The 24957-nt window shown below is 35.5% G+C and carries 22 protein-coding genes; 8 read left to right on the top strand and 14 right to left on the bottom strand.

The window, feature by feature from the left end; genetic code table 11:
* Positions 1–78: 78 nt before the first annotated feature.
* The 8 genes from arcC to allC all read right to left on the bottom strand — a co-directional run bounded on the left by arcC (position 79) and on the right by allC (position 9393).
* Entirely contained in the window at positions 79–1038 is a 960-nt protein-coding gene (gene arcC, locus SH09_RS00050; RefSeq protein ID WP_042737569.1) for a carbamate kinase, read from the bottom strand.
* Complete coding sequence (locus SH09_RS00055) at positions 1031–1822, bottom strand: oxamate carbamoyltransferase subunit AllH family protein (protein ID WP_042737570.1); 792 nt, start codon at positions 1820–1822, stop codon at positions 1031–1033. Before SH09_RS00055 ends, arcC begins: the two co-directional genes overlap by 8 nt.
* The gene (locus tag SH09_RS00060; protein ID WP_042737571.1) at positions 1819–3084 is read right to left on the bottom strand and encodes a YlbE family protein; all 1266 of its coding nucleotides are present in this window, start codon (positions 3082–3084) and stop codon (positions 1819–1821) included. The genes SH09_RS00055 and SH09_RS00060 overlap by 4 nt, the downstream gene beginning before the upstream one ends.
* 1 nt (position 3085) lies before the next feature.
* Positions 3086–4846, bottom strand: a complete 1761-nt coding sequence (locus SH09_RS00065) for an acyl-CoA synthetase FdrA (RefSeq protein WP_042737572.1) — start codon at positions 4844–4846, stop codon at positions 3086–3088.
* Positions 4847–4861: 15 nt separating this feature from the next.
* A complete protein-coding gene (gene allD / locus SH09_RS00070) occupies positions 4862–5911 on the bottom strand; it encodes an ureidoglycolate dehydrogenase (protein WP_042737573.1) in 1050 nt (349 codons plus the stop codon).
* 246 nt (positions 5912–6157) lie between these two features.
* Complete coding sequence (gene allD, locus SH09_RS00075) at positions 6158–7189, bottom strand: ureidoglycolate dehydrogenase (protein ID WP_042737574.1); 1032 nt, start codon at positions 7187–7189, stop codon at positions 6158–6160.
* Positions 7190–7204: 15 nt separating this feature from the next.
* Positions 7205–7993 carry a (S)-ureidoglycine aminohydrolase gene (allE, locus tag SH09_RS00080; RefSeq protein ID WP_042737575.1) on the bottom strand — a complete coding sequence of 263 codons (789 nt, stop codon included), beginning with the start codon at positions 7991–7993 and terminating at the stop codon, positions 7205–7207.
* Positions 7994–8160: 167 nt separating this feature from the next.
* Positions 8161–9393 carry an allantoate deiminase gene (gene allC, locus SH09_RS00085; RefSeq protein ID WP_042737576.1) on the bottom strand — a complete coding sequence of 411 codons (1233 nt, stop codon included), beginning with the start codon at positions 9391–9393 and terminating at the stop codon, positions 8161–8163.
* A gap of 175 nt (positions 9394–9568) precedes the next feature.
* Here allC and SH09_RS00090 point away from each other — a divergent pair, with 175 nt between their 5' ends.
* From SH09_RS00090 to SH09_RS00100, 3 genes are all read left to right on the top strand, one after another.
* Entirely contained in the window at positions 9569–10414 is an 846-nt protein-coding gene (locus SH09_RS00090; RefSeq protein WP_042737577.1) for an alpha/beta hydrolase, read from the top strand.
* The gene (locus SH09_RS00095; protein ID WP_042737578.1) at positions 10411–11670 is read left to right on the top strand and encodes a Zn-dependent hydrolase; all 1260 of its coding nucleotides are present in this window, start codon (positions 10411–10413) and stop codon (positions 11668–11670) included. The genes SH09_RS00090 and SH09_RS00095 overlap by 4 nt, the downstream gene beginning before the upstream one ends.
* Before the next feature lie 121 nt (positions 11671–11791).
* Positions 11792–12391: a histidine phosphatase family protein gene (locus tag SH09_RS00100; RefSeq protein WP_042737579.1), complete on the top strand. Its 600-nt coding sequence runs from the start codon at positions 11792–11794 to the stop codon at positions 12389–12391.
* 188 nt (positions 12392–12579) lie between these two features.
* Here SH09_RS00100 and allB read toward each other — a convergent pair whose 3' ends face one another.
* The gene (gene allB, locus SH09_RS00105) at positions 12580–13947 is read right to left on the bottom strand and encodes an allantoinase AllB (protein ID WP_042737580.1); all 1368 of its coding nucleotides are present in this window, start codon (positions 13945–13947) and stop codon (positions 12580–12582) included.
* Positions 13937–15427 carry an allantoin permease gene (gene allW, locus SH09_RS00110; protein WP_042737581.1) on the bottom strand — a complete coding sequence of 497 codons (1491 nt, stop codon included), beginning with the start codon at positions 15425–15427 and terminating at the stop codon, positions 13937–13939. The genes allB and allW overlap by 11 nt, the downstream gene beginning before the upstream one ends.
* 308 nt (positions 15428–15735) lie before the next feature.
* On the opposite strand from allW, the gene SH09_RS00115 reads away from it, so the two are divergent.
* Complete coding sequence (locus SH09_RS00115; RefSeq protein ID WP_042737582.1) at positions 15736–17355, top strand: PucR family transcriptional regulator; 1620 nt, start codon at positions 15736–15738, stop codon at positions 17353–17355.
* A gap of 167 nt (positions 17356–17522) precedes the next feature.
* On the opposite strand, the gene SH09_RS00120 is transcribed toward SH09_RS00115, so the two are convergent.
* A complete protein-coding gene (locus SH09_RS00120) occupies positions 17523–18047 on the bottom strand; it encodes a GrpB family protein (protein WP_042737583.1) in 525 nt (174 codons plus the stop codon).
* 213 nt (positions 18048–18260) lie between these two features.
* On the opposite strand from SH09_RS00120, the gene SH09_RS00125 reads away from it, so the two are divergent.
* Complete coding sequence (locus SH09_RS00125; RefSeq protein ID WP_042737584.1) at positions 18261–19676, top strand: MDR family MFS transporter; 1416 nt, start codon at positions 18261–18263, stop codon at positions 19674–19676.
* A gap of 67 nt (positions 19677–19743) precedes the next feature.
* Here the strand turns inward: SH09_RS00125 and SH09_RS00130 are convergent, their stop codons facing one another.
* The gene (locus SH09_RS00130; protein ID WP_042737585.1) at positions 19744–20640 is read right to left on the bottom strand and encodes a LysR family transcriptional regulator; all 897 of its coding nucleotides are present in this window, start codon (positions 20638–20640) and stop codon (positions 19744–19746) included.
* A 113-nt stretch (positions 20641–20753) separates the two neighbouring features.
* Here SH09_RS00130 and SH09_RS00135 point away from each other — a divergent pair, with 113 nt between their 5' ends.
* The gene (locus SH09_RS00135) at positions 20754–21932 is read left to right on the top strand and encodes an MFS transporter (RefSeq protein WP_042737586.1); all 1179 of its coding nucleotides are present in this window, start codon (positions 20754–20756) and stop codon (positions 21930–21932) included.
* 47 nt (positions 21933–21979) lie between these two features.
* Here the strand turns inward: SH09_RS00135 and cspD are convergent, their stop codons facing one another.
* Positions 21980–22180 carry a cold-shock protein CspD gene (gene cspD / locus SH09_RS00140; RefSeq protein ID WP_042737587.1) on the bottom strand — a complete coding sequence of 67 codons (201 nt, stop codon included), beginning with the start codon at positions 22178–22180 and terminating at the stop codon, positions 21980–21982.
* A gap of 299 nt (positions 22181–22479) precedes the next feature.
* Positions 22480–23046, bottom strand: coding sequence for a PepSY domain-containing protein (locus tag SH09_RS00145; protein ID WP_042737588.1), 567 nt, complete (start codon positions 23044–23046; stop codon positions 22480–22482).
* Positions 23047–23309: 263 nt separating this feature from the next.
* On the opposite strand from SH09_RS00145, the gene SH09_RS00150 reads away from it, so the two are divergent.
* Together SH09_RS00150 and SH09_RS00155 are read left to right on the top strand one after the other, a co-directional pair.
* Positions 23310–23909, top strand: a complete 600-nt coding sequence (locus SH09_RS00150; protein WP_042737589.1) for a hypothetical protein — start codon at positions 23310–23312, stop codon at positions 23907–23909.
* A 153-nt stretch (positions 23910–24062) separates the two neighbouring features.
* On the top strand, positions 24063–24956 hold the full coding sequence (locus tag SH09_RS00155) for an ABC transporter substrate-binding protein (protein WP_042737590.1): 894 nt from the start codon (positions 24063–24065) through the stop codon (positions 24954–24956).
* The last annotated feature ends 1 nt before the right edge of the window (position 24957 follow it).

The raw sequence follows: 24957 nt of genomic DNA on the forward strand, positions 1-24957 counted from the left end.
TTGTCATATAATAAGTTAACGAATCGACCAAATACATAAGCTTTGACCGATTCGTATCCAAATTAACTTTACTTAAGTTTAATTTACAACTTCAGTACTCGCTTCTAGCACGATGCGTGTACCTGCTTTTCCTTCTAATGCTTCAATTGCATCATCTAATGAACAAATGATGGCCTCTTTACCCATTTCTGCAAATTGAATCGCTGCTTCAACTTTAGGTAACATACTACCTGCTGGGAATTGCCCCTCACTTACATATTGTTTAGCCTGTTCTACTGAAATTGTCTCTAGCTTTTCTTCATTCGGTTTACCGTAATTCACATAGACGTTAGATACATCAGTCAGCATTACAAAGGTATCAGCATCAACTTGTTGTGCTAACTTTAAACCAGAGCGATCTTTATCAATGACAGCTTCGACACCATGTATCTTACCTTGGATATCACGATACACAGGTATACCTCCACCACCAGATGAAATAACAATCGCTTGATCAATAAGCGCCTTGATTTGATTCACACCATGAATCACTAGTGGCTCTGGTGATGGAACAACACGGCGATATCCTCTTCCTGCATCTTCTGCCATAACAAAGCCGTGCTTTTCTTCTAAACGTTTCGCTTCGGCCTCATCAAAGAATACTCCAATTGGTTTTGTTGGATTTTTAAATGCTGGATCATCTTTGTCAACTTCTACCATTGTCAATAACGTTACTACATTATTTTCTATATTTAAAGTCTCAAGATGATTCTTTAACGCTTCTTCCATCATATATCCAATAAACCCTTGTGATTCTGCGTTACAAGCATTGATCGGTAAAGGTTCTACAATATCTTTAGCCGCTTCATTTTGAGCGATGATATTACCTACTTGCGGTCCATTACCGTGAGTAACGACTACATTATGTCCTTGTTGCTTTAATTCTGCCATCTTTTTAGTAGCAGCACTGATATTATTATATTGATTTTCGTATGTCGCTTCTTGCTTTGGTTGTAAGATTGCATTTCCACCTAAAGCAAGTACTACTCGCTTACCCATACGTTCCACTCCTTAACGTTAATGCTACAAACACACCATACAATGTATCTTTCCCTGATGATGACCCTACTTGTATTAAGCGATCAATATTGTCTGGTGTTGGTTCTGTTTGTAACACTGATATTTTCGAACTAAATAGACCTTTTTGTGCACATTTTAAGAAAGTTTCACTGACAAGTGTCGTTAATGTTTCTCTCAGTAGTTGCTTTAAAATAATTAAATTATGATTTCTAATATACGGATTGATAAAATGAATGAACAACATACCTGTTAAAATATCGTCACCTGTTGGTGTTAACCCTTGTCCTCTACCGATAATAAAGCGATAGTAACGTTCCACTTCTTCAGAACTACCATGTGCTAAAGCGTAAATAAAGCGTCTTAAATATGAACTATTAAAATCACCTTGCTCATATTCAGAGAAATCATATTTAGCAACACATGAGCGTAGTTGTGTCACCTGATCGCTCATATGTGCTTCAAATGAAGCGAGTTGCTTCACTTTCCAAACAAGTTGACATTCAGCATCGATATAAATCGTATTCGCACTCACTTTAATCGTTTGCTGTTGATGTACTTTACCTAGTAATTGATCACGTGTTTGCGCGTCAATTTGAATACCAAATGGGAATGTGCCATTGTCATCTGTTCCAATAAATATAAGTTCCTGTCTATGATTAACGATATTAAATCCTTTTTTAAAAATACTATGCACATAAAATGTCTCACGTTCTTCTAGTATTTCCTGGGCAATACCCCCAATTGCAAGCGCTCTATAAATCACGCCTTAAAGCCTAATTTTTCTGCATAAGCAGTGATTGCTTTTTCAAAACATTCAATTGGTGGGTGTACTGTACCTGCTCCAATTTGACCGTATCCAGCAATTTTATGTGCGATACCTGTGTTGATAACAGGTGTGATGCCTGTTTCAACAACTTTACGAGCATCAATTCCAAGACAAGCGCCTTTAAAGTTCCATGTTGGAATAACGAAATTCGGATTTTCACCAATACAAATTTCAGTCATATCATTACTGATTTCTAAAGCATCTTCAAATCCACCAGTACCAACAAATCTTGTTACAGCAGGAGCTGCAATCATTGCCATACCACCTACACCAATAGTTTCAGTGATAGCTGAATCACCAATATCTGTATTAGCATCATCTGCAGAATAACCTGTAAAGTATAATCCTTGTGGTGTATTAACAGGTGCTGTAAACCATTCATCGCCCATTCCAGCAATACGAACACCAAAGTTTTCACCATTACGACACATTGCCGTAACAACCGTACCATGTTCAATTTGACGTGCTGCGTCCATCATAGCTTTACCTGTTGCCATTGCAATATTTAGGAAGAACTGATCCGTATCTGCTAAAAATTGCAGCACTTCAGTACGTTGTGCTGGCTCTACATCTTCCAACGAACTGATGATTGGTGTAACTTCCTTCAAGAATGCTAAAGAGGCAGCAATGTTTCGTTGATGGAATTCATCTCCCATTGCAATTGCTTTGGCAATTAACACATTTACGTTTAAACCTTCATCCATTTGTCTTAAAGCTTTACTCAATACTGGACCTAATACATCTTTCATCCAGTGCAAACGATTCACGACTGTTTCGTTATAAGCACCAAAACGTAAAACCGCACCAATACCTTCATTCATTTGGCAATGTGCTTCATTTCCACTTTCTCTATTCTCAACGACTAGAACTGGCATATTCGCAGAAGTGATACCACCCATAGGCCCAACGGCATTTACATGGTGACATGGAATTAATGTAATCTTTCCACCTTCTAATAATTGTCTCGCTTCTTGCTCATTGTTAGCCCAACCTTCGAACAAAATAGCGCCTACACACGAACCTTGCATTGGATCCGTCATGTTTTCATATTTGATTGGCGGTCCAGCATGTAATAATACGTGATCAGTCAATTCTGGAATTTTTGATTTTGCAGGCACAACATCCACTAAGAAAGGTGCTGCTGAAATCATTTTATCTATTACAGCTTGGTTTGCTTCATCTATTGTTTTGTAACCCATCTTATACCGTCTCTCCTTCGAAGTTATTTAAGTATTGGAGTACTTTCATTAATTTTTCATTTCCACCAGCAATAGGTCTCCAATTAAATTGGACAACTTGTGCATCGCTTGATTGAATTGCTTCAGTAAAACTCTTCAATCCAATGTTAATCACACTAGGTTTAACATTGATTAAATTCATAATTTTATCGTCTACAGATAAATCAACTGGATCTGCATCAATTTGTTTCACTTCTAATTGTGGTTGCTCAACTGTACTACCAATTAAATTTAATGCTGTACGTACCATTTGATCATTTGTATCACAAACGATAGCGCCTGCAGCTTTTAATGTTTCAATTTGAGCTTGATATCCTTGATAATCATGTTCTGTACCCACTACAGTCGCTAATACTACAAGAGAACGACCGTCTGCTTTAACTTTGTTTAAGATCTTTTGAATTGTAGGTGCAAGTTCACTCGCCATATCATCATGACTACCATAACCAATCACGTTGTCTAACATAATAACTGCAGTAGCAGGATCATCTGAAGATGTTTCCAACATTTCAATACGTTTTGAAGGATCAATCATTGGATGTGGTTTGCCTTGAGTGTAGATGTCATCACCCAAGTCAATAATCTCGTGGTTACCGCCTTTATATGCGAATCCTTCCGGTGTTTCGCCACTAGACAAATCACCTAATGTATCTTTAACGAGCATTGCAGCTTCAGATGCTAATGTTCCACCAGAATAGAAACCTTTGATACCATCTTGCTTGGCTGTTAGATTAGCTGATATATTTTCAAATAATCTTGGTTTAAAGTTTGGTGTCTCTCCATTTGAAAGTTGCACTGATACACGTGCTGCTTCTTCTAATGTATAAGCATGGTAAATATTTGTTTCCGTATAAGTTGGTTTTGCTCCAAGGAATAAAGTAACTACTGGTTTTTCTATATTTCGTAACACACTAAGTACTTGTTCCTCTACTTCTTTAGCTGGTGGTTTAGAAATTACTGTTATAACCTTTACAGTAGGATCTTGATTCAATGCTTTTATACTGTCTAACATAGTAATTGCCCCGACTTCAGATGATAAATCTCTTCCACCTGTACCGATAGCATTTGTAACACCTTTACCTTCGCGGTCAATGATTGTTGTCACTTCTTGAATACCAGTTCCAGAAGCACCGACAATACCAATATCACCTTCGTTAACAATATTCGTAAATGCGAGTGGTAAGCCATGGATAATACCTGTACCACAATCAGGACCCATAACGAGTAATCCTTTGTCATGTGCTAAATTTTTTAAACGTGTTTCATCTTCTTTTGCTACATTGTCACTAAACATAAAGACATTTAAATTATGATTTAACGCATTTTCAGCTTCCATAGCTGCATATTGACCTGGAATCGAAATCAACGCTAAGTTCGGATTATTAGCTAACTCTAATGCACGAGACCAATTCGAAGCTTCATTGTGCTTTTGCTCTTGATCATTACTTTCTGCCTTACCTTTTAGTTCTGCCTCAACTTCTTGATCGACTTCTTCAACTTTTGCAGCATCTTCAGTGTCAATGACGATTACAATATCGTTCGGCTTAGCATTTTCTAATTCTGCTGTTCCTAGACCTGATGATTTGAAAATATCTTTATTAGCAGGCGTTCCCATCATTATTGAAACTTTATTTACGCCTTCTATCGCAGATAATTTATTCGATAACAACATAAGCACAATCGAATCTTGGTACGTGTTTTCTTTAATAATTGTGTGTAACATTTTATTCCTCCATTATTATTCTGCAAATCTATTTTTGCCGTGATATCTATCGTAATGTACATCTTCTGAGACTAAATAATCATAAATGTCATCGACAATTTCGATGCCATCCTTATCATACTTGTCACTGCGCAATCTTCCTCTTTCGCCTGGATAGAAAATTTCTCCATATCCTTCAGCTGCAGGTTGCGCTTTAAGTTCATCTAACATTGTAGATATATTCTTTTTAAATTCATTTAAATCTGTGAAGAATGCTGGATTAATAACGATATGTAATTGCCCTAAGTCACGCCCTTTAGTCAAGTCCTTATACATGGATGACACGTGGACGCCATGTGGCACACCTAATAAACTACCTGACAAAATATCGACCATCATCATCAATCCATAACCCTTTGGTCCTGCTACAGGTAATAACGCGTGAACATCTCTCGAATCAGTAGTTGGTTCACCTTTAGCATTTACAGCCCATGTATCTGGTATAGATTGATGTTTCGCTCTCGCATCTAACACTTTGCCCCATGCTTGTACAGTCGTTGCCATATCGAACGTAATGATACGTTCGTCATTTGAAGGTGAACTAAACGCAATTGGATTCGTACCAAAATATGGCTCTGTTCCACCAAACGGCACTACCATAGGATCTGATTGACACATACTAATACCAACCATATCTTGCTTGGCAGCCATTTCGACAAAGTAACCTAATGCGCCACTATGAGAAATATGCTTAACACCAACCACCGCAACGCCATTTTCCTTGGCCATCTCAATGGCATGTTCCATCGCTTGCTTGGCAGCTTGATGTCCCGGACCATTATCGCCTTCAAATACTGCTGATGACGGTCCCGTCTGTTCAAATTGATAGTTTGGATTTGTCGTGATACCACCTTTTGCGATACGTTCGGCGTAGTATTCTACTCTGACTGCACCATGCGAATGAATGCCTCGATGATCTGCAAATGTTAGAACATCAGCAACATCACTAGCTGCATCCTCGTTTAAACCTGCCTTTTGCAATTTTTGTTTCATTAAATCAAATAAAGTTTCTTTAGTTAAACGCACATCTTTACCTCCTTCAATCATTTGGTTAATCATTAATCGTCATAAATTTCATTTTATGCAATACTAAACAAGTTCAGTTATTGCCACTTAACTTGCAATACTGATCGCTAATCTACATATGCTATAACGTTAATAGCTATCTCTAACACGCATGCAATAAAAAAGAAGTTACTCAGGATGTTCAATCATTTACTATCAAAAGATAAAATTCATTAAATCATCCTGGTCACTTCTATATGCTTTAAGTTAATAAATTTCATCCGAAATCAAGTATTCATAAATACTTCGTGCAATCGGTATGCCACTTTCAGCGTAACGCTGCTTTACTGTTTCTTGTATTTCACCTGGGTAATATACTTGATCGAACCCTTGCGCCGGATCGATAGCATGTAATTCATTTACCATTTCAGTAATTTGGTTCAAGAACTGTTGTTCATCACCAAAGAAAGCTGGATTAATCACAATGTGAAATTGTCCTAACCGTCTATATTGACTCAAATCTTCATACATTGAACTGACATGTTTGCCGAATGGTAAACCTAAGAGACTGCCTGCAAGGATATCAATCATCATCATTAAGCCGTAACCTTTCGGCCCTGCTACTGGCAGTAACGCGGATACTTTATATGGATCGGTCGTCGGCTGACCTTGCTCATCTACTGCCCATGTCTCAGGTATAGATTTATGTTTAGAACGCGCATCCAATATTTTCCCCCACGCTTGTACTGTTGTCGCCATATCAAATAGTAATGGTTCACCCGACTGACGTGGTGCCGCAAAGGCAATTGGATTGGTACCGAAGTATGGCTTGGTGCCACCAAAAGGCACAACCATTGGATCTGATTGACACACAGTCAACGCTACCATTCCCTCGTATGCAGCCTGTTGAGCATAGTAGCCTATTGCGCCACTATGACCAATTTCTCGAACACCTACGACACCAATACCATTTGATTTCGCAAGTGAAATTGCTTCTTTCATTGCTTCATACGCTACATAATGACCAACTGTATTATCACCGAAATACGTACCTGTTGAAGGTCCAGTTTGCGTGAATTTGAGCTCAGGTGACAAATTAATTCCTTGCTTCATAATACGCTCAGCATAATATTGCATTCTGACAGAGCCGTGAGAATGTATGCCCCGCTCATCTGCAAACAACATTAAATCTGCTGTCTTATTTGCATAAATCGCTGGCAAACCAGCTTTGGTCAATTTCTCTATAAATAACTGACGTAATTGCTCACGCTCAACGTATACTAATGACTCTTCATCCATCCTTAACAACCTTTCTTAAATTTCTATATCTCTATTAGCATCTTTTGAATAGATGTAAGCAAAAGGTTCATCTAACCCTACTGCGTATGTTGCTTGTGGTGAATAAGCCCCCATGAAAATATAATCACCTTTATCGACTGGCATCCATTCATTATCTAAGTTGTACATGCCACGTCCACTTAAAATATATGCGCCATGCTCTTGAACATGCGTTTCGATATAACCATGAGAAGCACCAGGTTCAAATGATAAAATATGAATATTCATGTCATAAGCAAGTTCTTTAGGAAGTAAATCTATAACTTTCACTTCAGCCATACCTTCATAAGGTTCTTGTTTCATTTCATTCACATTACCTGTCACGATTTCAGGCTCGAAACCTGCTAATGGCTGATAACGTTTTTTGTATAAAAATACACGACTATCATTATTTTGATTACTATTTTCAAATGTCATTACTAAATGTGGTGGAACATATAAATAGCCACCTGCACTTAATTCATACTTTTTATCTCCAGCATATGCTTTGATATTTCCGTATTCAACATAGATAAATGTTTGTACGCCATCGCCACCAAAACCTTGTTTATTACCGCCTTGATTTTTAAGTGTGACAATATAATCTACAAAACGCGCACCTAATCTTGGTGAACCCATAATTGTTACGTCACAATCTTCAAATCCGGGAACGACATTATTTACTAGCCCATCCGGTGTAATTACTGCATAATTATCTTTCTTAATTACTGAGCGCGTTTCTAATAAACCTTCTCTATATCCTTGATTATGATTGATATAACCCATAAATATTCATGCTCCTTTGTCTTTTTGATAAAACCTAGTTATTATTGTTGCGTGTTATTTACATTCTATTTCTTATATATCTTTTGAATTTCAATATATAAAGCGCTTATAAATTGAACTATAAACGCTTCATATATCGTTAAAATATTGAAAAGTGTGACTATTAATTATTCTTCATAAGCCAACTGATACAATACTTGCTTTAATACTTCTATACCTTTAACTAAATCGTCTAACTTTGTCTCTTCTTCTACGTTATGACTTACACCATTGATTGAAGGAACGAACATCATTGCAGTAGGGACATATTTTGCAAATATTTGAGAGTCGTGACCTGCACCTGACGGCATTACTTTACAGTCCGCTTGACCAACAACTTGTTCTGCTGCCTTAGTAATTTCTCCTACTAAACGTTCATCCATCAATGTCGGCGCTTCGTCCATCCATAAGTCTATGTCACACGCCACGCCTTGCTCTTTAGAAATCTGCTTAATACATGTATCAATTTCCGCTGCAAATTGATCAAGCTCAGCTTGATTAATATGTCTACAGTCAATAGAGAACGTTACTTCTCCTGGTACTACATTAACTGTATTAGGGACAGGATCAACACGACCAAAGGTAATCACCAACGGATCGCCTATCTCTTCGGCACGTTCTGTTAACGCAACGGCTATCTTGCTGAATGCAACTACAGCATCTCTTCTTAATCCCATAGGTGTAGTTCCTGCGTGGTTTGCTTCACCTTTTAAATTAATTGTGTAGCGCTTTTGACCTACAATGCCTTCTACGATACCAATCGTTTTCTGTTCAGTTTCAAGCACTTTCCCTTGTTCAATATGTACTTCTACGAATGACTTCACGTCACTATAATTATTGTCAGCCGTTCGATAATCGAACCCTGCTTGATGCATTGCGTCTTCGAATTTGACACCTTCTGCATCTGCAATAGATTCTACTTCTGACTTTTCTGCTAAATTGAAAAAGTTTTTACTTCCCCAAAATGCAAACGGGAAACGACTGCCTTCCTCTTCTGCTAATGCTAATATTTCTAATGAACGTAATGGTTGACCATGTGTTGCCTTCAATGATTCCATCGCAACTGTTGCTGCGAGGACACCGAATTGTCCATCGAGATGGCCACCTTCAACAACTGTATCGATGTGTGATCCAGACATAATTATTTCCTCTGGATATTTACTACCTTCGATACGACCAATTAAATTTCCAACACTATCAAAACGTGTGTCGAAACCTTTTTCATTTAGTGATTCTCTTAAACCATGTACAGCATTTGACCACTCTTTCGTATAGAGTAAGCGTGTGATGCCACCGCCTGCCAATCCACCATAACTAGTGATTTTTTTGTCTAAAGCTTCAAAAGAAGATCGGATGTCCATGTATTTCAACTCCTTTGCTATGTCATATTTAATTATAAGCGTTTACATTTTTGTTATCATTCACAATTCTTACAATAATAAGCACTACTTTTATTCGATTTATACAAATACTTCTACAATTTTCTTTGAGATACTATAATTAGCTAAATATATCTAAAATAGGGGGCTCATCACTTTGACTCAACAAACATCAAGCTGTCTAACGACAGATGGTTTTTCATTACCATACACTACTATTACTGCTAAGCAAGATGATGTTAAAGGGGTTATCGTTTATTATCATGGAGGTGGTCTGATTTTTGGACAACCAAATGATTTAGAACAGGCATATATTGATATACTCACTGAAAATTATCACTTAATACTTGTTTCTTATCGCTTAGCTCCGGAAAGTAATTTAGCAACCATTATCAGCGACGCGTTGCTCAACTTTGATCATATACAAGCAACTTATCCAGAACTACCGCTGTTCACTTTCGGTCGTTCAGCCGGAGCATACTTGGCGATGCTCGTCGCCTTAAACAAATCAGTCGCAGGTGTAATTGATTTTTATGGATATGCACGCATACATACACCTGCTTTTTTAACAGCTAATAAACAATTCCAAGCACTATCATCACAATTATCACCTAATATCATCAATCAGCTCATTCAAAAGGAGCCGTTAGTCACTGGACCAATTCAAGCGAGATATACAATTTATTTATATGCTAGAGGACAAGCTGAATGGATTAATTATTTGGGTATTCAATCTTCTTCACAACAGCAATTTAATATTTCACCACAACAATTAGAATCTTTTCCACCTACCTTTATCGTTCATTGTACTGGAGATCCAGATGTGCCGTATAGTGAAAGTGAACATATTCATCGCTTTATAGAAGAAAGTCATTTCGAATCCCTATCCTTAAATGAGCATGATTTTGATAGAACATTTAATGAAAAAGGCATCGCAATTTACCACAAAGTAGTTCAATTCCTTAATCAAGTTGTCCAACATTATGGAGGAGATAACCAATGAATATAGATAACGTAATTGATAATTTCCAAACATTTAATAACTTTGCACGTAATACGTCGAATGGTGGTATCAACCGGATTGCTTTTAGTCATCCTGAACGGTTAGCAGCACTTAAATTTTCAATGCTCTGTCAAAAGGCTGGATTAGATGTATATTTTGACTTTTTTGGAAATGTAATTGCTCGCAGAGAGGGTAAATATCCTCATTTAAAACCCATTGTATTAGGTTCGCATATCGATACGGTGAAAGATGGCGGACAATATGATGGATTATTGGGGGTTTTAGGTGCCCTTGAAGTAGTTGAACATTTAAATGAACATCAAATTGAAACAGACCACCCATTGATTATTATCGCTTTCGCTTGTGAAGAATCGACACGTTTCAATGAAGCTACTTTAGGTAGTAAATATTTAACTGGCAAAATGACTAAAGAAGACATGAAAGATATACATGATAATGATGGCAATATTTTGTACGATATTGTGGCACCCTTGGCACAAGATATGAATGGAAAAACAGCACTATTTGAACGCAATAAAATCAAAGCCTTTTTAGAATTACACATTGAACAAGGTCCTATTTTAGAAAATAATAACAAAGATATTGGTATTGTTACTGACATTGCCGCTCCGCACCGTTTCAAATTACAAATTCAAGGCGTGACAAGTCATTCAGGTTCCACACCAATGCCCATGCGACGTGATGCATTGACCACTGCTGCAGAAATCATTCTAACAATCGAATCCATTGGTAGGACTTATCATGCGCAAGGTATCGTTACAACGGTAGGATACACCCAAGTATATCCTAATACGATGAATGCCATTCCTGGTGAAGTTACATTACTTATAGATATTCGTGGTAAAAAGCAAGCTATCAGAGAACAAGTTGTAAATGAGGTTAAGCAAGCAATAGCAGAAATTACTGAACGTCGTTTACAAAGCTATCAATTAGACGATTTAGGGCAGGATCAGCCACGTAGCTTCAATCAACAAATCGCCCAAATTACTGAACACAGTTGTATAAATCAAGATTATAGTTATCGTTATATGTATAGTGGTGCTGGTCATGATGCAATGAATTTCGCTCCAATCTGTCCAACCAGTATGATTTTCATACCTTGTAAAGACGGAATCAGTCATTCTCCAAAGGAATCCGTCACATCTGAGCAAATAGCAAAAGGCATACAAGTACTTATCGATACAACGATTGAATTATCAAAGTTAGACATTACATTAGCCACAAATGAATCCTAATATAAAAAACCGAGTTCCATTATTGAGACTCGGTTTTTTATTTTTGAAAATATTACAAACTAGTGAGACACTATGAATCATAGAGTAACAGTTAGATAATCATATTACGAGGTTGATGATAATGACATATATTAGCTTTATAAGACATGGAGAAACTGCATGGAACACTGCAGGAAGACTACAAGGGCGCACAGATATCCCCTTAAACCAAAACGGCGAACTACAAGCCAAAGCATGCGGAACATTTCTAAATCCAAATGATTGGGATATCATTATTACAAGTCCTTTAAAAAGAGCACGTAAGACTGCTGAGATTATTCAAGACCATCTCAACATCCCTCTTATTGAAATGGAAGAATTTATAGAAGTTGGTTTCGGAGAAGCAGAAGGTTTAACATTTGCAGAGCGAGATCAATTATACCCTGAACGCAACTACCCTAAAAAAGAACACTCTAACATGGTAACTGCTCGCTTTTTAAAAGGATTAGATAGAGTAACTCAACAATACAAAGACCAACATATTTTGATTGTTTCACATGGTGCCTTTATCAATGCAATTGTTTACCACTATACGAACGGACAAATGGGGACTGGAGTGTCACGTTTAAATAATGGTGGTATCACAACATTACATCTAAGTGAGCGTTCAGGTGAAATTGTTAGCTATAATGAAATCAGTCATTTAAACCCTCAAACATTAACAAATAATAGCAAAATATAATAATTAAGAATCCGCTACGTATAAGCCAATTGCGTATTGTTAACCACAATGTAATAGACTAGCTTGTGATATCGATTGATTTAAGATATTCGTGTAGTTACATCATATCAACAGTCAATGTAATGTATACAAAAAATCCTTTAATACCCACACATAATGTGTGTCATTAAAGGATTTTTCACTATATATTAATAATTAATGAAACGACCGCTTCTGATATCTGCGACACCTGTTTCTTGATTATAAATCTCTTGACCTCTTAATATTGTTCGAGTCACTTGTGCTCCAATTTCTCTACCAAGATATGGGCTCATTTTATTACGATATTCTAAATCTGCTTCTGTCAATGTATAAGGTGAGTCAGGTTTGATAAATACAAAGTCTGCATCTTTACCAATTTCGATACTACCCTTATCATACATTCCAAAGCGTTTTGCTGGTTCAGTGGCAATAATTTCTGCGAAACGTTTCAAAGTCATATTACGTTTTTGTACACCTTCATCATAGAGTACATCGACATTATTTTGTAAGCCTGCAATGCCACCCCATGCCTCAAAGGCATTATCAGTTGCTTTCAAGTCTGGTGTACACGGTGAATGATCTGATGTAACAAATCCGATATCACCATTTAATACACGATTCCACATACCTTCAAGACGTGATTTTTCACGGATTGGTGGAGAACATTTTACTACAGGACCAATATCATCTAACTCCTCTTTATAGAAGTAAAGGTAATGTGTACATGTTTCACAGGTAATATCAACACCTGCTTGCTGTGCTTTAACAACCTCATCTACACCTTCTTCACATGCAACGTGAACAATATGCACACGACAACCTGTTTCTTTCGCAAATAAGATAATTTTACGGATTGGTTCAACTTCAGTAAATACTGGTCTTGTGTCTACATAAGCACTCAATGTTGTTTCGCCATTTTCTTTAGCAATTTGTCCTAAACGATCTGTAATGGCCGCATTCTCAGAATGAATTGATAAGATTTTTCCTGTCTTAGCAATTTGTTTCATTCCTTCATACAATGAATAATCATCTACATCTTGGAAGTCTCCTTCAATAGAACGGTCTCCACAAGTAGCAATAAACGCTTTATAACCAATGACACCTGCTTCGTCCAACTCTTGAATACCACCATTTAAATTGTATGGCACTAACCCACCATAACTTGCCACGTCTACTGCAAGTTCATCCTTACCTGCCTCAAATTTCACTTCAATAGAAGCTTTATCTGTTGTCGCTGGTACTTGGTTTAACGGCATTTCGATAAATGAAGTTACCCCACCTTTAGCAGCGGCTTTAGTTCCAGTTTCATAACCTTCCCAACCATCACGGTATCCACCACCTGGTTCAGTAATATGCACATGTGCATCGACCATACCTGGAGATACTATTTGATTTTCGGCATCGATGACTTTCGTAGCCTCGCCTAAGTCATGTCCAATTGCAGCGATTTTTCCATCTTTAACCCCTACCTCGACATTTTGCTCTCCATTTTCTAAAATTACTAAACCATTTTTGATAATTAAATCAAACTTCATTATACTTCACTCCTTCTTTTTCTTTAGAAAATACCTTTAATAAATAGTGCAAAATAATATAAATCACACTAGAAATTATGAAACCGATAAACCATGAAAAATCAGAAATAACCTTAAATGCTGGTAAAAATCCTAATAATGAAATTACGACACCAACAATAGTTGCTATATATGCTGAAATGTTAATACGTTGAATATTGATTTCTTTATCAAACATATCAAAATACAATTCTTCTAAATTAATTTGACATCGAGTCACAAGGTAGAAGTGCACAATCATCACACCTGCTACCGGACCTAAAAATGCGCCGATTGCATTTAGAAATACTACAATACTGCCTTCATTTTCCATCATCTTCCAAGGCATAATAAGTACACTTGCTACACAAGCAATAATGACGCCTCTACGGTAATTCACAATCTTAGGCATCAATGCACTCAATTGATAAGCTGCCGGAATAATATTGCTTGTCGCATTAGTTGAAATCGTAGTCATCAACAATACACCCGTAGCAATAAGTATTGCCCAGAAATTGCTCCATTCATTGATGATAGTTAAAATATTCCATTCTTGATGTCCAAGATAAATAGAACCACCAATGATAATAAAGACACTCGCAAACGCAAAGAGAATATGTGCTACAACAATACCTGATATCTGACCAATCACTTGCGCTTTAGTAGATTTTGCATTTTGTGTAAAATCTGCAACGCTGGAACCAGGACCAGCCCATACACCTAACAACGAGTTAAATATCAAGAAGAATGATAAGATTGCTGGATAAAGTATGCCATCTGTCTTAGTCGAAATATCATAATTTAGGATATTGCTGACGCCACCCGAAACAGTGATGCCCCATATCGCCATGCCTCCAAACACAATGTATATTAATGGATTTAAAATGGCTGTGAATTTATTAAGAATCTCACCACCGCCAAAGCCAATTGCAAAGCTAATTGCCCAGAATATTAGGAAAGCGATCAATGCTGGAATTGTAATTCCTAAAATTGTCATCCCATGTCCAATATCATTAAAACCTGGAAAGATCTTATTTAATAAAATATGTAACGCTTGCGAACCGGCAAATGTTTGTAAGCCAAACCATGCAATACCAGCAATCACACCACGTAATACGCCTGGCAGTTTCGCACCGACATCACCATATGTAGAACGTAATTGCATAGAAAAAGGTATGCCATATTTAGAACCGGCATATCCATTTGCGACTAATAGTAATGCGATAAAGAAAGAACTAAAGATTAATGCAATGATGACTTGCAATGGCGATAAACCAATTAATAAAAACCCTCCAACCGCTGTATAATTCGGTATATTATGCACGGCACCCATCCACAAAGTAAAAAAGTTGAATGCGGAATTGTTTCTTTGTGCCGGCGTCTTCGGTATGATGTCTTTGTTGTAACCGCGCTTTTCGAAAAAGCTTTGGTCATGCGACGTAGCCTTCCCCACTGTTCCCATTATTTAAAACTCCTTTGCTATAATAAACTTATAACTTTTTTGTATAATGCTTTATTAATAGTTTATATCTAGTGTAAGCGTTTTTCTTTGTTGACTATGACATATCTTCTAACAAAAATTATATATTTCGAACAAAAAAGTGTATAATTCATAATATATAGAGTTATTTTTATCTCATTTATCAATGTTATTAATATGTGATATTTTCTTATAAATATACTATATTATTACTTTTTTCACAGAGAAACGCAATTATTTTTGCAAATTTTCTAAAAATTTTAACTACTATGGAGACGGAGGTAAGCACATTGACTACACTTAAAGAAATTCTATCCGTTCCTCAATTTAAAGGCTTAGAACTTATAAATAAAAATGGGGACTTGTCGTCTGAGGTTACCAATTTAGATATAACTGAGAACAACGATATTAAAAATTTCACGTCAGAAAATTCATTTATATTAACAACTGGCGTTTTATTCCAAGAGAGTCAAGCAGGCTTAAAGAGATTAATCAAAGATTTAAATGACATACACACGGCAGGACTGGGAATTAAAGTTTCTAGGTTTCTACACGAAATAGATCCAGAAGTTATTGCATATGCGGATGAACTTGGATTCCCATTAATTGAAATACCAGAGGGATGGAATTTAGGAGAAATTACACATGAAATTTCCTCATTTATTTCTGATTCAGAAACAGGAAAATTAAATTATGCTTTGCACATTCAACAAGAACTAAATCAATTGTTGATTAAAGGATTCAGTATCAAATCGATGATAGAACGTATGAGTAAATTATTAGGTGTTCCAATCATTTTATTTGATCCCTTCAAAGTACCAGAAGCGGTCAGTCATCATTACCAACAAAACAAAAAATTGACTCGCGCGCATATTAACTATTTTCATAATCATTATCACGAATACCTAGAACAAGATAAAAATAAGCAAGTATTCGAAAATAAAGATCATATTATCTTTAAAGTATTAGGCTATACTTATTTCCCTTATTACCTTATGGTCTCTCAAGTCGACAAATTGTCCTATCCGTTTAGTCTATTGACGATCGAACAGGTTGTAAGCGTGTTAAGTTTTGCTTTATATAAAAATACTAAAATTGAAGAAGCTGAACAAAATGACATTAATCGCTTTTTCGAGTCACTTGTCAATAATCGGTCGGATCAAGCATTATCTATCAAAAAACATGCGGACTTATTACAGCAATATCACATATATCGCTCTAATTATTATCAAATTATTATTTGTGCCATTGATTCGGAGAATACATTAGAGAATAGTTACTATATAAATGAGCGTCAACAACTCACACTGCATTGGCTTAAGCATAAACTGACAGACATCGATTCCTATACAAGTATTTATAGATTACCGAGTAACGATCGATTCGCAATATTATTACAAAGCAAGCATCAATATTATTATGATTATTTACAACAAATACAACAAGAATATCCTAAGCATTTTGACGGTAATATCTCCTTTGGTATCGGTAATGAGGTCACTGAATTCACCCAACTGGCATCTTCATTTTTCGAAGCAAATGAAGCTTACGAAAATGCCTTATTAAATAATCAACGCGAATTTATATCTGACTATCATTCAAAGGATATCAAAGAGTTACTTCAACTGATTCCTAAAGAGAAACTACAACCCTTTGTAAAACACACGCTTGGACCACTAAGTCATCCTTCAACTAAGAAGGATTCAGAACTTAAACAAACATTACAAGTCTACATGGATAGCCAATGCGACATTACAAAGACAGCAGAAAAAATTTATATCCATCGTAATACAGTGAAATACAGGATTAATAAATGTAGTAATATGATTGGTACCAATATCGAGGATCCAATTCATTCCTTAAATATCAGAATTGCATTATATGTTTCTGAAATCATGGACTTTGAATAGTGTAGCTAACACGGCGTTACTCTCAAAACTCGAAGTATGTAACTCGTTTAAATGTGCCTATGTTGCAATATTTAGACATCTCCCTACTTCAAATAACTTCATAATTAATATCCTGAAATCAATTAAAGCACCAGTAGTCGACCTGTAAATCTCGCTTTTACAAGTAGCTACTGGTGCTTGTTGTTATACCACTGTAACGCCATAGATTCTAAGCGTTTCATATACGCATCTTTACTTTGACAATAACCTTCGCTATCAAATCTGAATGACTTCGCCAATTTTCGCTTTAATTCACCATAATGTTCAGCCATATTGTCATGCGCCAATAAATAGTCTCTTACAGCCAAATGTCGTTCAATTTGCGCCCGTTCGGATTTAGGAAATACATGGACATGATGCGTTCTTTGGTCTCCACCCTTTATAAAGAATCTACGGTTTTTAATACCATTTTCACCTTTTGCAGCGTATCCCAATTCAAACATCCCTTGGTTATAATGATCTACCGCTTTAATATTATTAACTACAACCAATATATCAATGATGGGTTTTGCGTATAAATTGGGTACGGATGTACTACCAATATGATATATATCAACGACTTCATTGTTAAACAACTTTGCTAATTGCACCTGCTCCCTACTAAATGCTTCTTTCCAAGCAACATCATAAGGCATCACTTCTATTGTTCTCATGTTCCTTACTCCTTATCTACGCTCTATACAATATAACTACTGTACTTCGATTACTATATCCCCTGTTTTCATCACTATTACGCTTAATTTGTTTATATTTTTAAAAAGAATATATTCAAATGAATTTAGATTTTATAAACAAATGGTTTGCTTTGCTAACTTAAATTCGTTACTATTTATTGTTGGGATGTTATAAAAGGAGATGTATTTGTAATGTCGGAGATTGCTTTATCGAGTAAAAAGAGAAATACGATTATTTTAGTTATGCTGAGTAGTGCATTTGTAGCAATGCTTAACCAAACACTACTGAACACAGCTTTACCTGCAATTATTACAGGTTTAAAAATAACTGAAACAACTGCTCAATGGCTTATTACGGGATTTATGTTAGTTAATGGGATTATGATTCCGTTAACAGCATTTCTAATGGACCGATTCCATACTAGACCACTCTATATATTCTCTATGAGTGCTTTCTTGATTGGATCTATTATTGCTGCATTATCACCATCGTTTGGGTTACTCATGTTTGCACGTGTTATCCAAGCTATAGGTGCAGGTATACTATTACCACTGATGCAGTTTACCGTCTTCACGTTATTCCCAGCTGAAAAACGTGGATTCGCAATGGGGCTCACTGGTATCGTAGCCCAATCCGCACCAGCAATCGGACCAACTTTAACAGGATTTTTAATTGATTCATTTAGTTGGAGAGCGCCATTCCTTGTAGTCGCTACAATCGCTTTGATTGCATTTATCATTGGTGCTATTTTTGTCGAAAGTAATAATGAAACTAAATTAACGAAATTAGATAAAACTTCAGTTGTTTATTCAACATTTGGGTTTGGTTTAATGCTCTATGCATTTAGTAGTGCCGGTAACCTTGGATTTTCTTCTCCGATTGTCATCATTTCGTTAATTCTCGGTATAATTATTGTCGGTGTATTTGTATCTAGACAAATTCGTATCGACAATCCTTTATTGAATATGCGCGTGTTTGCTAATCGAACATTTTCATTATCTGCATTCTCGTCAATGGTATTATTTATCGGAATTGTGGGACCCGCTTTATTAATACCAATGTATATTCAAACTGGTTTAGGCTTATCAGCTATATTATCTGGACTAGTTATCTTACCTGGTGCTGTCGTAAATGCATTTATGTCAGTATACACCGGCAAGATATTTGATAAATATGGTTTGAAAGTACTTGCTATACCTGGTTTTATTTTATTAATTATTATGACTATCTTACATTGTTTCTTAACTGTAGATACACCATATTGGTATGTGGTAGTCATTTATGCCGTAAGAATGTTCGCAGTAGCATTGATTATTATGCCTTTAAATACAATCGGCATTAATGCTTTAGATACTAAAAATATTTCACACGGTACTGCTATCATGAATTCATTAAGAATTATCGCTGGCGCTATTGGTACTGCGATAATGATTACAATTATGGCTATCGTTAGAACAAATTATGCCAACCATGCTACACAACAATCCAAGACTGAAATCATGCAACATGCAACAGTACTCGGTGTAGATGCAGCCTTTGCATTCACTACAGTATTGTTGATTATTGGTTTTGTTTTAACTTTAATGATTCGTACTCAAAAAAGATAACATTGCGTCATAATACTAGCACCCTTACGCTATTACGGGCACGTAAGGGTGTTTTTTATATTAATATTTAATTATCTTTACAAACAGCAGTCGCTCTATCTAAGAACAATTGCGCCGCTTTGGAAAAGGTATGATCCTTACGCCATACAATATTATGTTTAGCCTCTAACACTGGATATAATGGAATAAAGCAAAGATCATTCTCCTCGGATGTATCGATTAAATTTTCCAATGAAATTGCATGACCAATGTTTGCCTTGACCATCAAACCAGCATTGAATGCCAAGTTGAACGTTGCTACAACATTCGCTTCATCGTAACTGTCACCAAGCCAATCTAAAAACTCATTATTAGGTATCGTTTGGTCAATCGCCTGTCTCGAACAAATAAGTGGTTCATTACTAAGTACTTTTCTTTCAATTTGTTTATAGTGCGCAAATTTACTATTCCTTTGCGTAATTAGTCCCCACCTATCCGAAGAAGGTAAATTCAATGCCTCATACTTATTTAAATTCGCAGGTTGAATTAAGATACCAAAGTCTAACAATCCCCTATCTAAACGATACTCAATGTCTTCTGCATTCCCACTATAAATATGAAAATACACATTAGGGTATTCCTGTTGAATCTCTTTAAATATCTCAGCAATAATTTGTATTCCAATCGTTTCACCACACCCAACATAAACATTACCTTCAATTTGTTTATCGATATATTTAAACTCGTCTTGCAACTTTTGCGACATATCCAACAACTCTTGAGCACGTTGCTTCAATAACACACCTGCTTCAGTTATATGAATATGATGGTTACTTCTGGTAAATAACTTAACGCCCAATTCTTCCTCTAAATCTTTAATCTGTCTAGAGAGTGTAGGTTGCGTTATATGCAATGAGTTTGCAGCTCTAGTAATACTTTCTTCCTTTGCTACTGTAACGAAATAGAATAAAGTTCTTAAATCCATTTTGAACCTCCTGTTATGTTAATTAAGCATATCTAGACATAGTTATTAAGTAATTGTTATAACTCATTATACACATTACACTACTGATAACAATTATTTTAGGAGTGACAATATTGAACAATAATAGACTAATTATCTTCATTCTGACTTTAGGTGTCTTTGGTATTTTAAATACTGAAATGGGTTTTATTGGACTGATCCCCAATATTGGAACACAATTTAATGTATCAACCTCTACTGCGGGATGGCTTGTATCAGCATTCGCAATTGGCATCGCTATTTCCGGTCCTATCATGCCATTAGTAATGTCAAAATTAGAACGTAAAAGTATTATGCTACTTGTCCTAGCTATTTTTGTTGTCAGTAATGTGATCTCTATATTTACTACAAGTTTCACCATACTACTGATTGCCAGAATTATTCCGGCCATATTCCATCCGGTTTATATAGCCTTAGCATTTTCTGTAGCTGCCGATTCTGTTGAAAGGAAAGATGCTCCAAAAGCTGTGTCACGTGTATTTATAGGCGTCTCTGCTGGTATGGTAATCGGCGTACCTATCGTCAATTTCTTGGCATCTCAATTTTCATTAGCAATCGCAATGTCCTTCTTTGCAGTCATCAACATTATAGTCTTGATTATGACTTTAAACTTTATTCCAAAAATGGCCAACAACAAAACTGCATCTTACGGTAGTCAATTACAAATGTTAAGGCGACCGTTAACTTGGATTTCCATCATCGTTTCATTGTTATTTAATGCTGGGATATTTGGTGTTTATAGCTATCTCACAGATTTCTTAAATAACGTAACAGGCGCAACACATTACATCGCATCTATCGCACTCTTTATATATGGTGCAGCAAATATAATTGGTAATATATTAAGTGGAAAATTATTAACTACCATTCCACAGAAAGCTATATTTGGCCTACCCTTTACCTTAATTATTATTTATAGCGCAATGTTTGTATTTGGTTCTCTACTCATTCCAATGTTCATATTGACATTAATATGGGGGATTGTTGCAGGCATTTCCTCTAACATAACACAATATATTGTCACTAGCGCAGCACCTGACGCACCAGATTTATCAAATGGCATTTTCCTATCCGCAGTTAACCTTGGCACAACAGTTGGTACATTTATTGGAGGTGTGTTTATCAGTACGTTAGGTTCAAATTATGTATTACTTGTTGGAATTCTAGCAAGCATACTAAGTATTTACTTAGTTACCGTGAGAAACCAAAAATATACAGCCAGTGCTGATTCATTTACTGAACTTCAAACTTAAAAAAGTACAAAAAAAAGACGAGCAATGCTCGTCTTTTTTATCCGTTATTATAATTTAACAACGTTAGCTGCTTGAGGACCGCGGTCGCCATCAACGATTTCGAATTCAACAGCTTGTCCTTCTTCTAATGATTTGTAGCCTTCTTGAGCGATAGCTGAGAAGTGTACGAATACGTCGTTTCCACCTTCAACTTCGATAAAACCAAAACCTTTTTCTGCGTTAAACCATTTAACTGTACCGTTATTCATATTAAATTCCTCCATGTGCTTTTGCACGAATATTCGTAATCTGTCTTAAAAAATCAAAAGGAGTAAATTCAAAAGAATAAAACTACAAATCAATTTCACGAACTAAATTACTTAATTACTATTATAAAGATAGTAGTTCCATTTGTACACCTTTTTCGGATAATAAATTTTAAATTTTAATCAGTAGGTTTATTATATTGCATTAAACGATATAATTTTTAAAGTGACACTTATCGTTAGAAATTAATAATTCAATGCATAAAGCCTTGTTATATACAGTTTATTATTATTTGAAAGACTTAATTATCTGTTTCGTTTTGTAATACTTTACCATTTTTAGCATCTACTGTAATTTCATGTGTTTCTTGATCTTTACTTAAATCCATATCATAAACGAGCTGTCCATCATCTTTAGCGAGAGACCATTCTCTAATCTCACCATCAAATTCCTTTTGTCCTTTTTTAATAGCTTTTTTATAATCTATTACATCATCATAATGAAATGCTTCTCGTTTATCAATATCATTCTCTTTTTCGCTTTCTTTATGAAGCACTTTACCATTACTATCGACGATCACCACTTCAGATTCTTCATTTTGCCCTTGTTGTTCCACCTTATAACTCCACTTGCCATTACTTTTTTCAAATGATATACCTTTTAAGTCTTGATTAGTATAAGTTTGCTGCGCCTTTTTAATGGCATCTGTAGGGTTGGTCTTTACCTTGTTAATAGTAATAACTTTGTCACTCGTTCCTTTATTGCCCCCTGTTGCTTCGTCCTTATCCTCTTTGCTTTCATCACTGTTACCACAAGCTACTAATAATACACTCGTTAAAACAATTCCAGATATATACTTCAACTTCATATGAAAACCTCCTTGAATTCATTAATTATTAAATTCCCGAAATATAAATTAGAAAACAATGCAAAAATATATTTTTCTTATTCAACCACAAAAACATATAAAACATACTTTTCAACAAAATAATTAAGTATAAGAATAAGTTATCAATATTCATCTAATAATAACTTAAATCAATTATTATATTTTGCGCAATTTAGATATTATTATTTAAGTAGACAAAATACATAGATATTATCAAAAAATTGAATAGCGGAGGATATTTCATGGACGAAAAAAAGGCAGGAATCTTTGGCTGTCTTGGATGTTTAGGTTGCTTTGGGTTAATCATTTTAATCATCGTATTGTTTAGCGGTTGTGCAATGATTATTGATAAAACCCAAAATAATGATTCAGATACCGAAGATAAGAAAACACACAAAGTTGATAAAGATAAAAAGCACAAAGATAAGAAAAATGACGATGATCAGCAAGATGCAAATACGATGGAAAGCGAAAGTACAGAAAATACAGAAGCAAGTGATGAAAGTACCAACGAAAATGATAATGATACAGACAAAACGTCATCATCTCATAATAATGCTTCAAACCAATCTAATACACAAAAAGCTAACTCACAATCATCATCAACCAATGAATCTAATGCTGCATACGCTGATCCAGATGCAGATGTTGATGTCGATGCTCCAGAAAAAAATGATATACCTAGCACACCAAATGTTAATTCATCGAATAACAATTCAAACAATAATTCAAATAATAATTCTGGTGTCGATACGCCTAAACCAGGTGAGATTACTTCAGGAATGCCTGGTTACGATGCAAGTCGTGATCGAGACAAAGACGGTATTATTAATGAAAAATAATTTACACTTTTCAGAGACTACAACAAATGTGGTCTCTTTTTTATTACAATACAATAGAAAAATTAATAGTATTTTTAAAATTCAAATTGATAATGATTCCCAATTAATTCATAATTGATGTTAAGAAAAATATAGAATAAAAGGAATGATTATATGAAGAAGTACATCTTCTTATTTATAGCTGTATTACTCGTACTCACTGGATGCAGCCAAGACAAGTCAACATCCTCAAAGGACACAAAAACCTTTGAAACAAAATCGGGAGAAAAGGTTAAGATTCCTAAAAATCCAAAGCGTGTCGTCGTATTAACTTCAAATGGCGGAAACTTCAAAGATCTAGGTGTAACACCCGTTGGCATCGATGCAGATTTTCCCAAATCAAAGTATGTTAATGAAAAAGGGTCTAAACGTGTTGGTTCAGAAGATGTAGAAAGTGTCGCAAAACTCAAACCGGATTTAATTTTAACTTATGACGTTAATACTAAAATCAAGAAATATAAAAAGATAGCTCCGACCATTCCTATCAAATACACCGATTACTCTTATAAAGAAATGCACTTAGCAATTGGTAAGATTTTAAACAAAGAACAAAAAGCGAAAGATCAAATTAAAGATTTAGAAAATCAGTTACAGCAAGATGGACAAGATATCAAACAAAAAATTGGTAAAAACAAAACATTTACAGTTATGGAAATTCAGCCAAAACAACTATCCATTTTCGGTGAAAATTTCGGTAGAGGTACACCGATTATCTACCAAGAATATAAGTTTCCTTTCCCGAAAGGTGCCAAAGATGGCTTAGCTAAAAATGGCTTTAAAAAAATTCCTTATGAACAATACAATAAATATGCAGCTGATTACGTCTTGATTCCAACTGATTCTGGCAAAGCTGAAAGCAATGATTTCACAAAATCTGAACTATGGAAAAATCAAGAAGCATATAAAAACAAACATGTTTATTATTATTCAAAGGATGAAGCAACATATTCAAACCCAACTTCATTAGAAAAACTATCTAGTCACTTTAAAGATATGTTGACACACTAGC

The organism is Staphylococcus gallinarum (assembly GCF_000875895.1).
GTDB lineage: Bacteria > Bacillota > Bacilli > Staphylococcales > Staphylococcaceae > Staphylococcus > Staphylococcus gallinarum.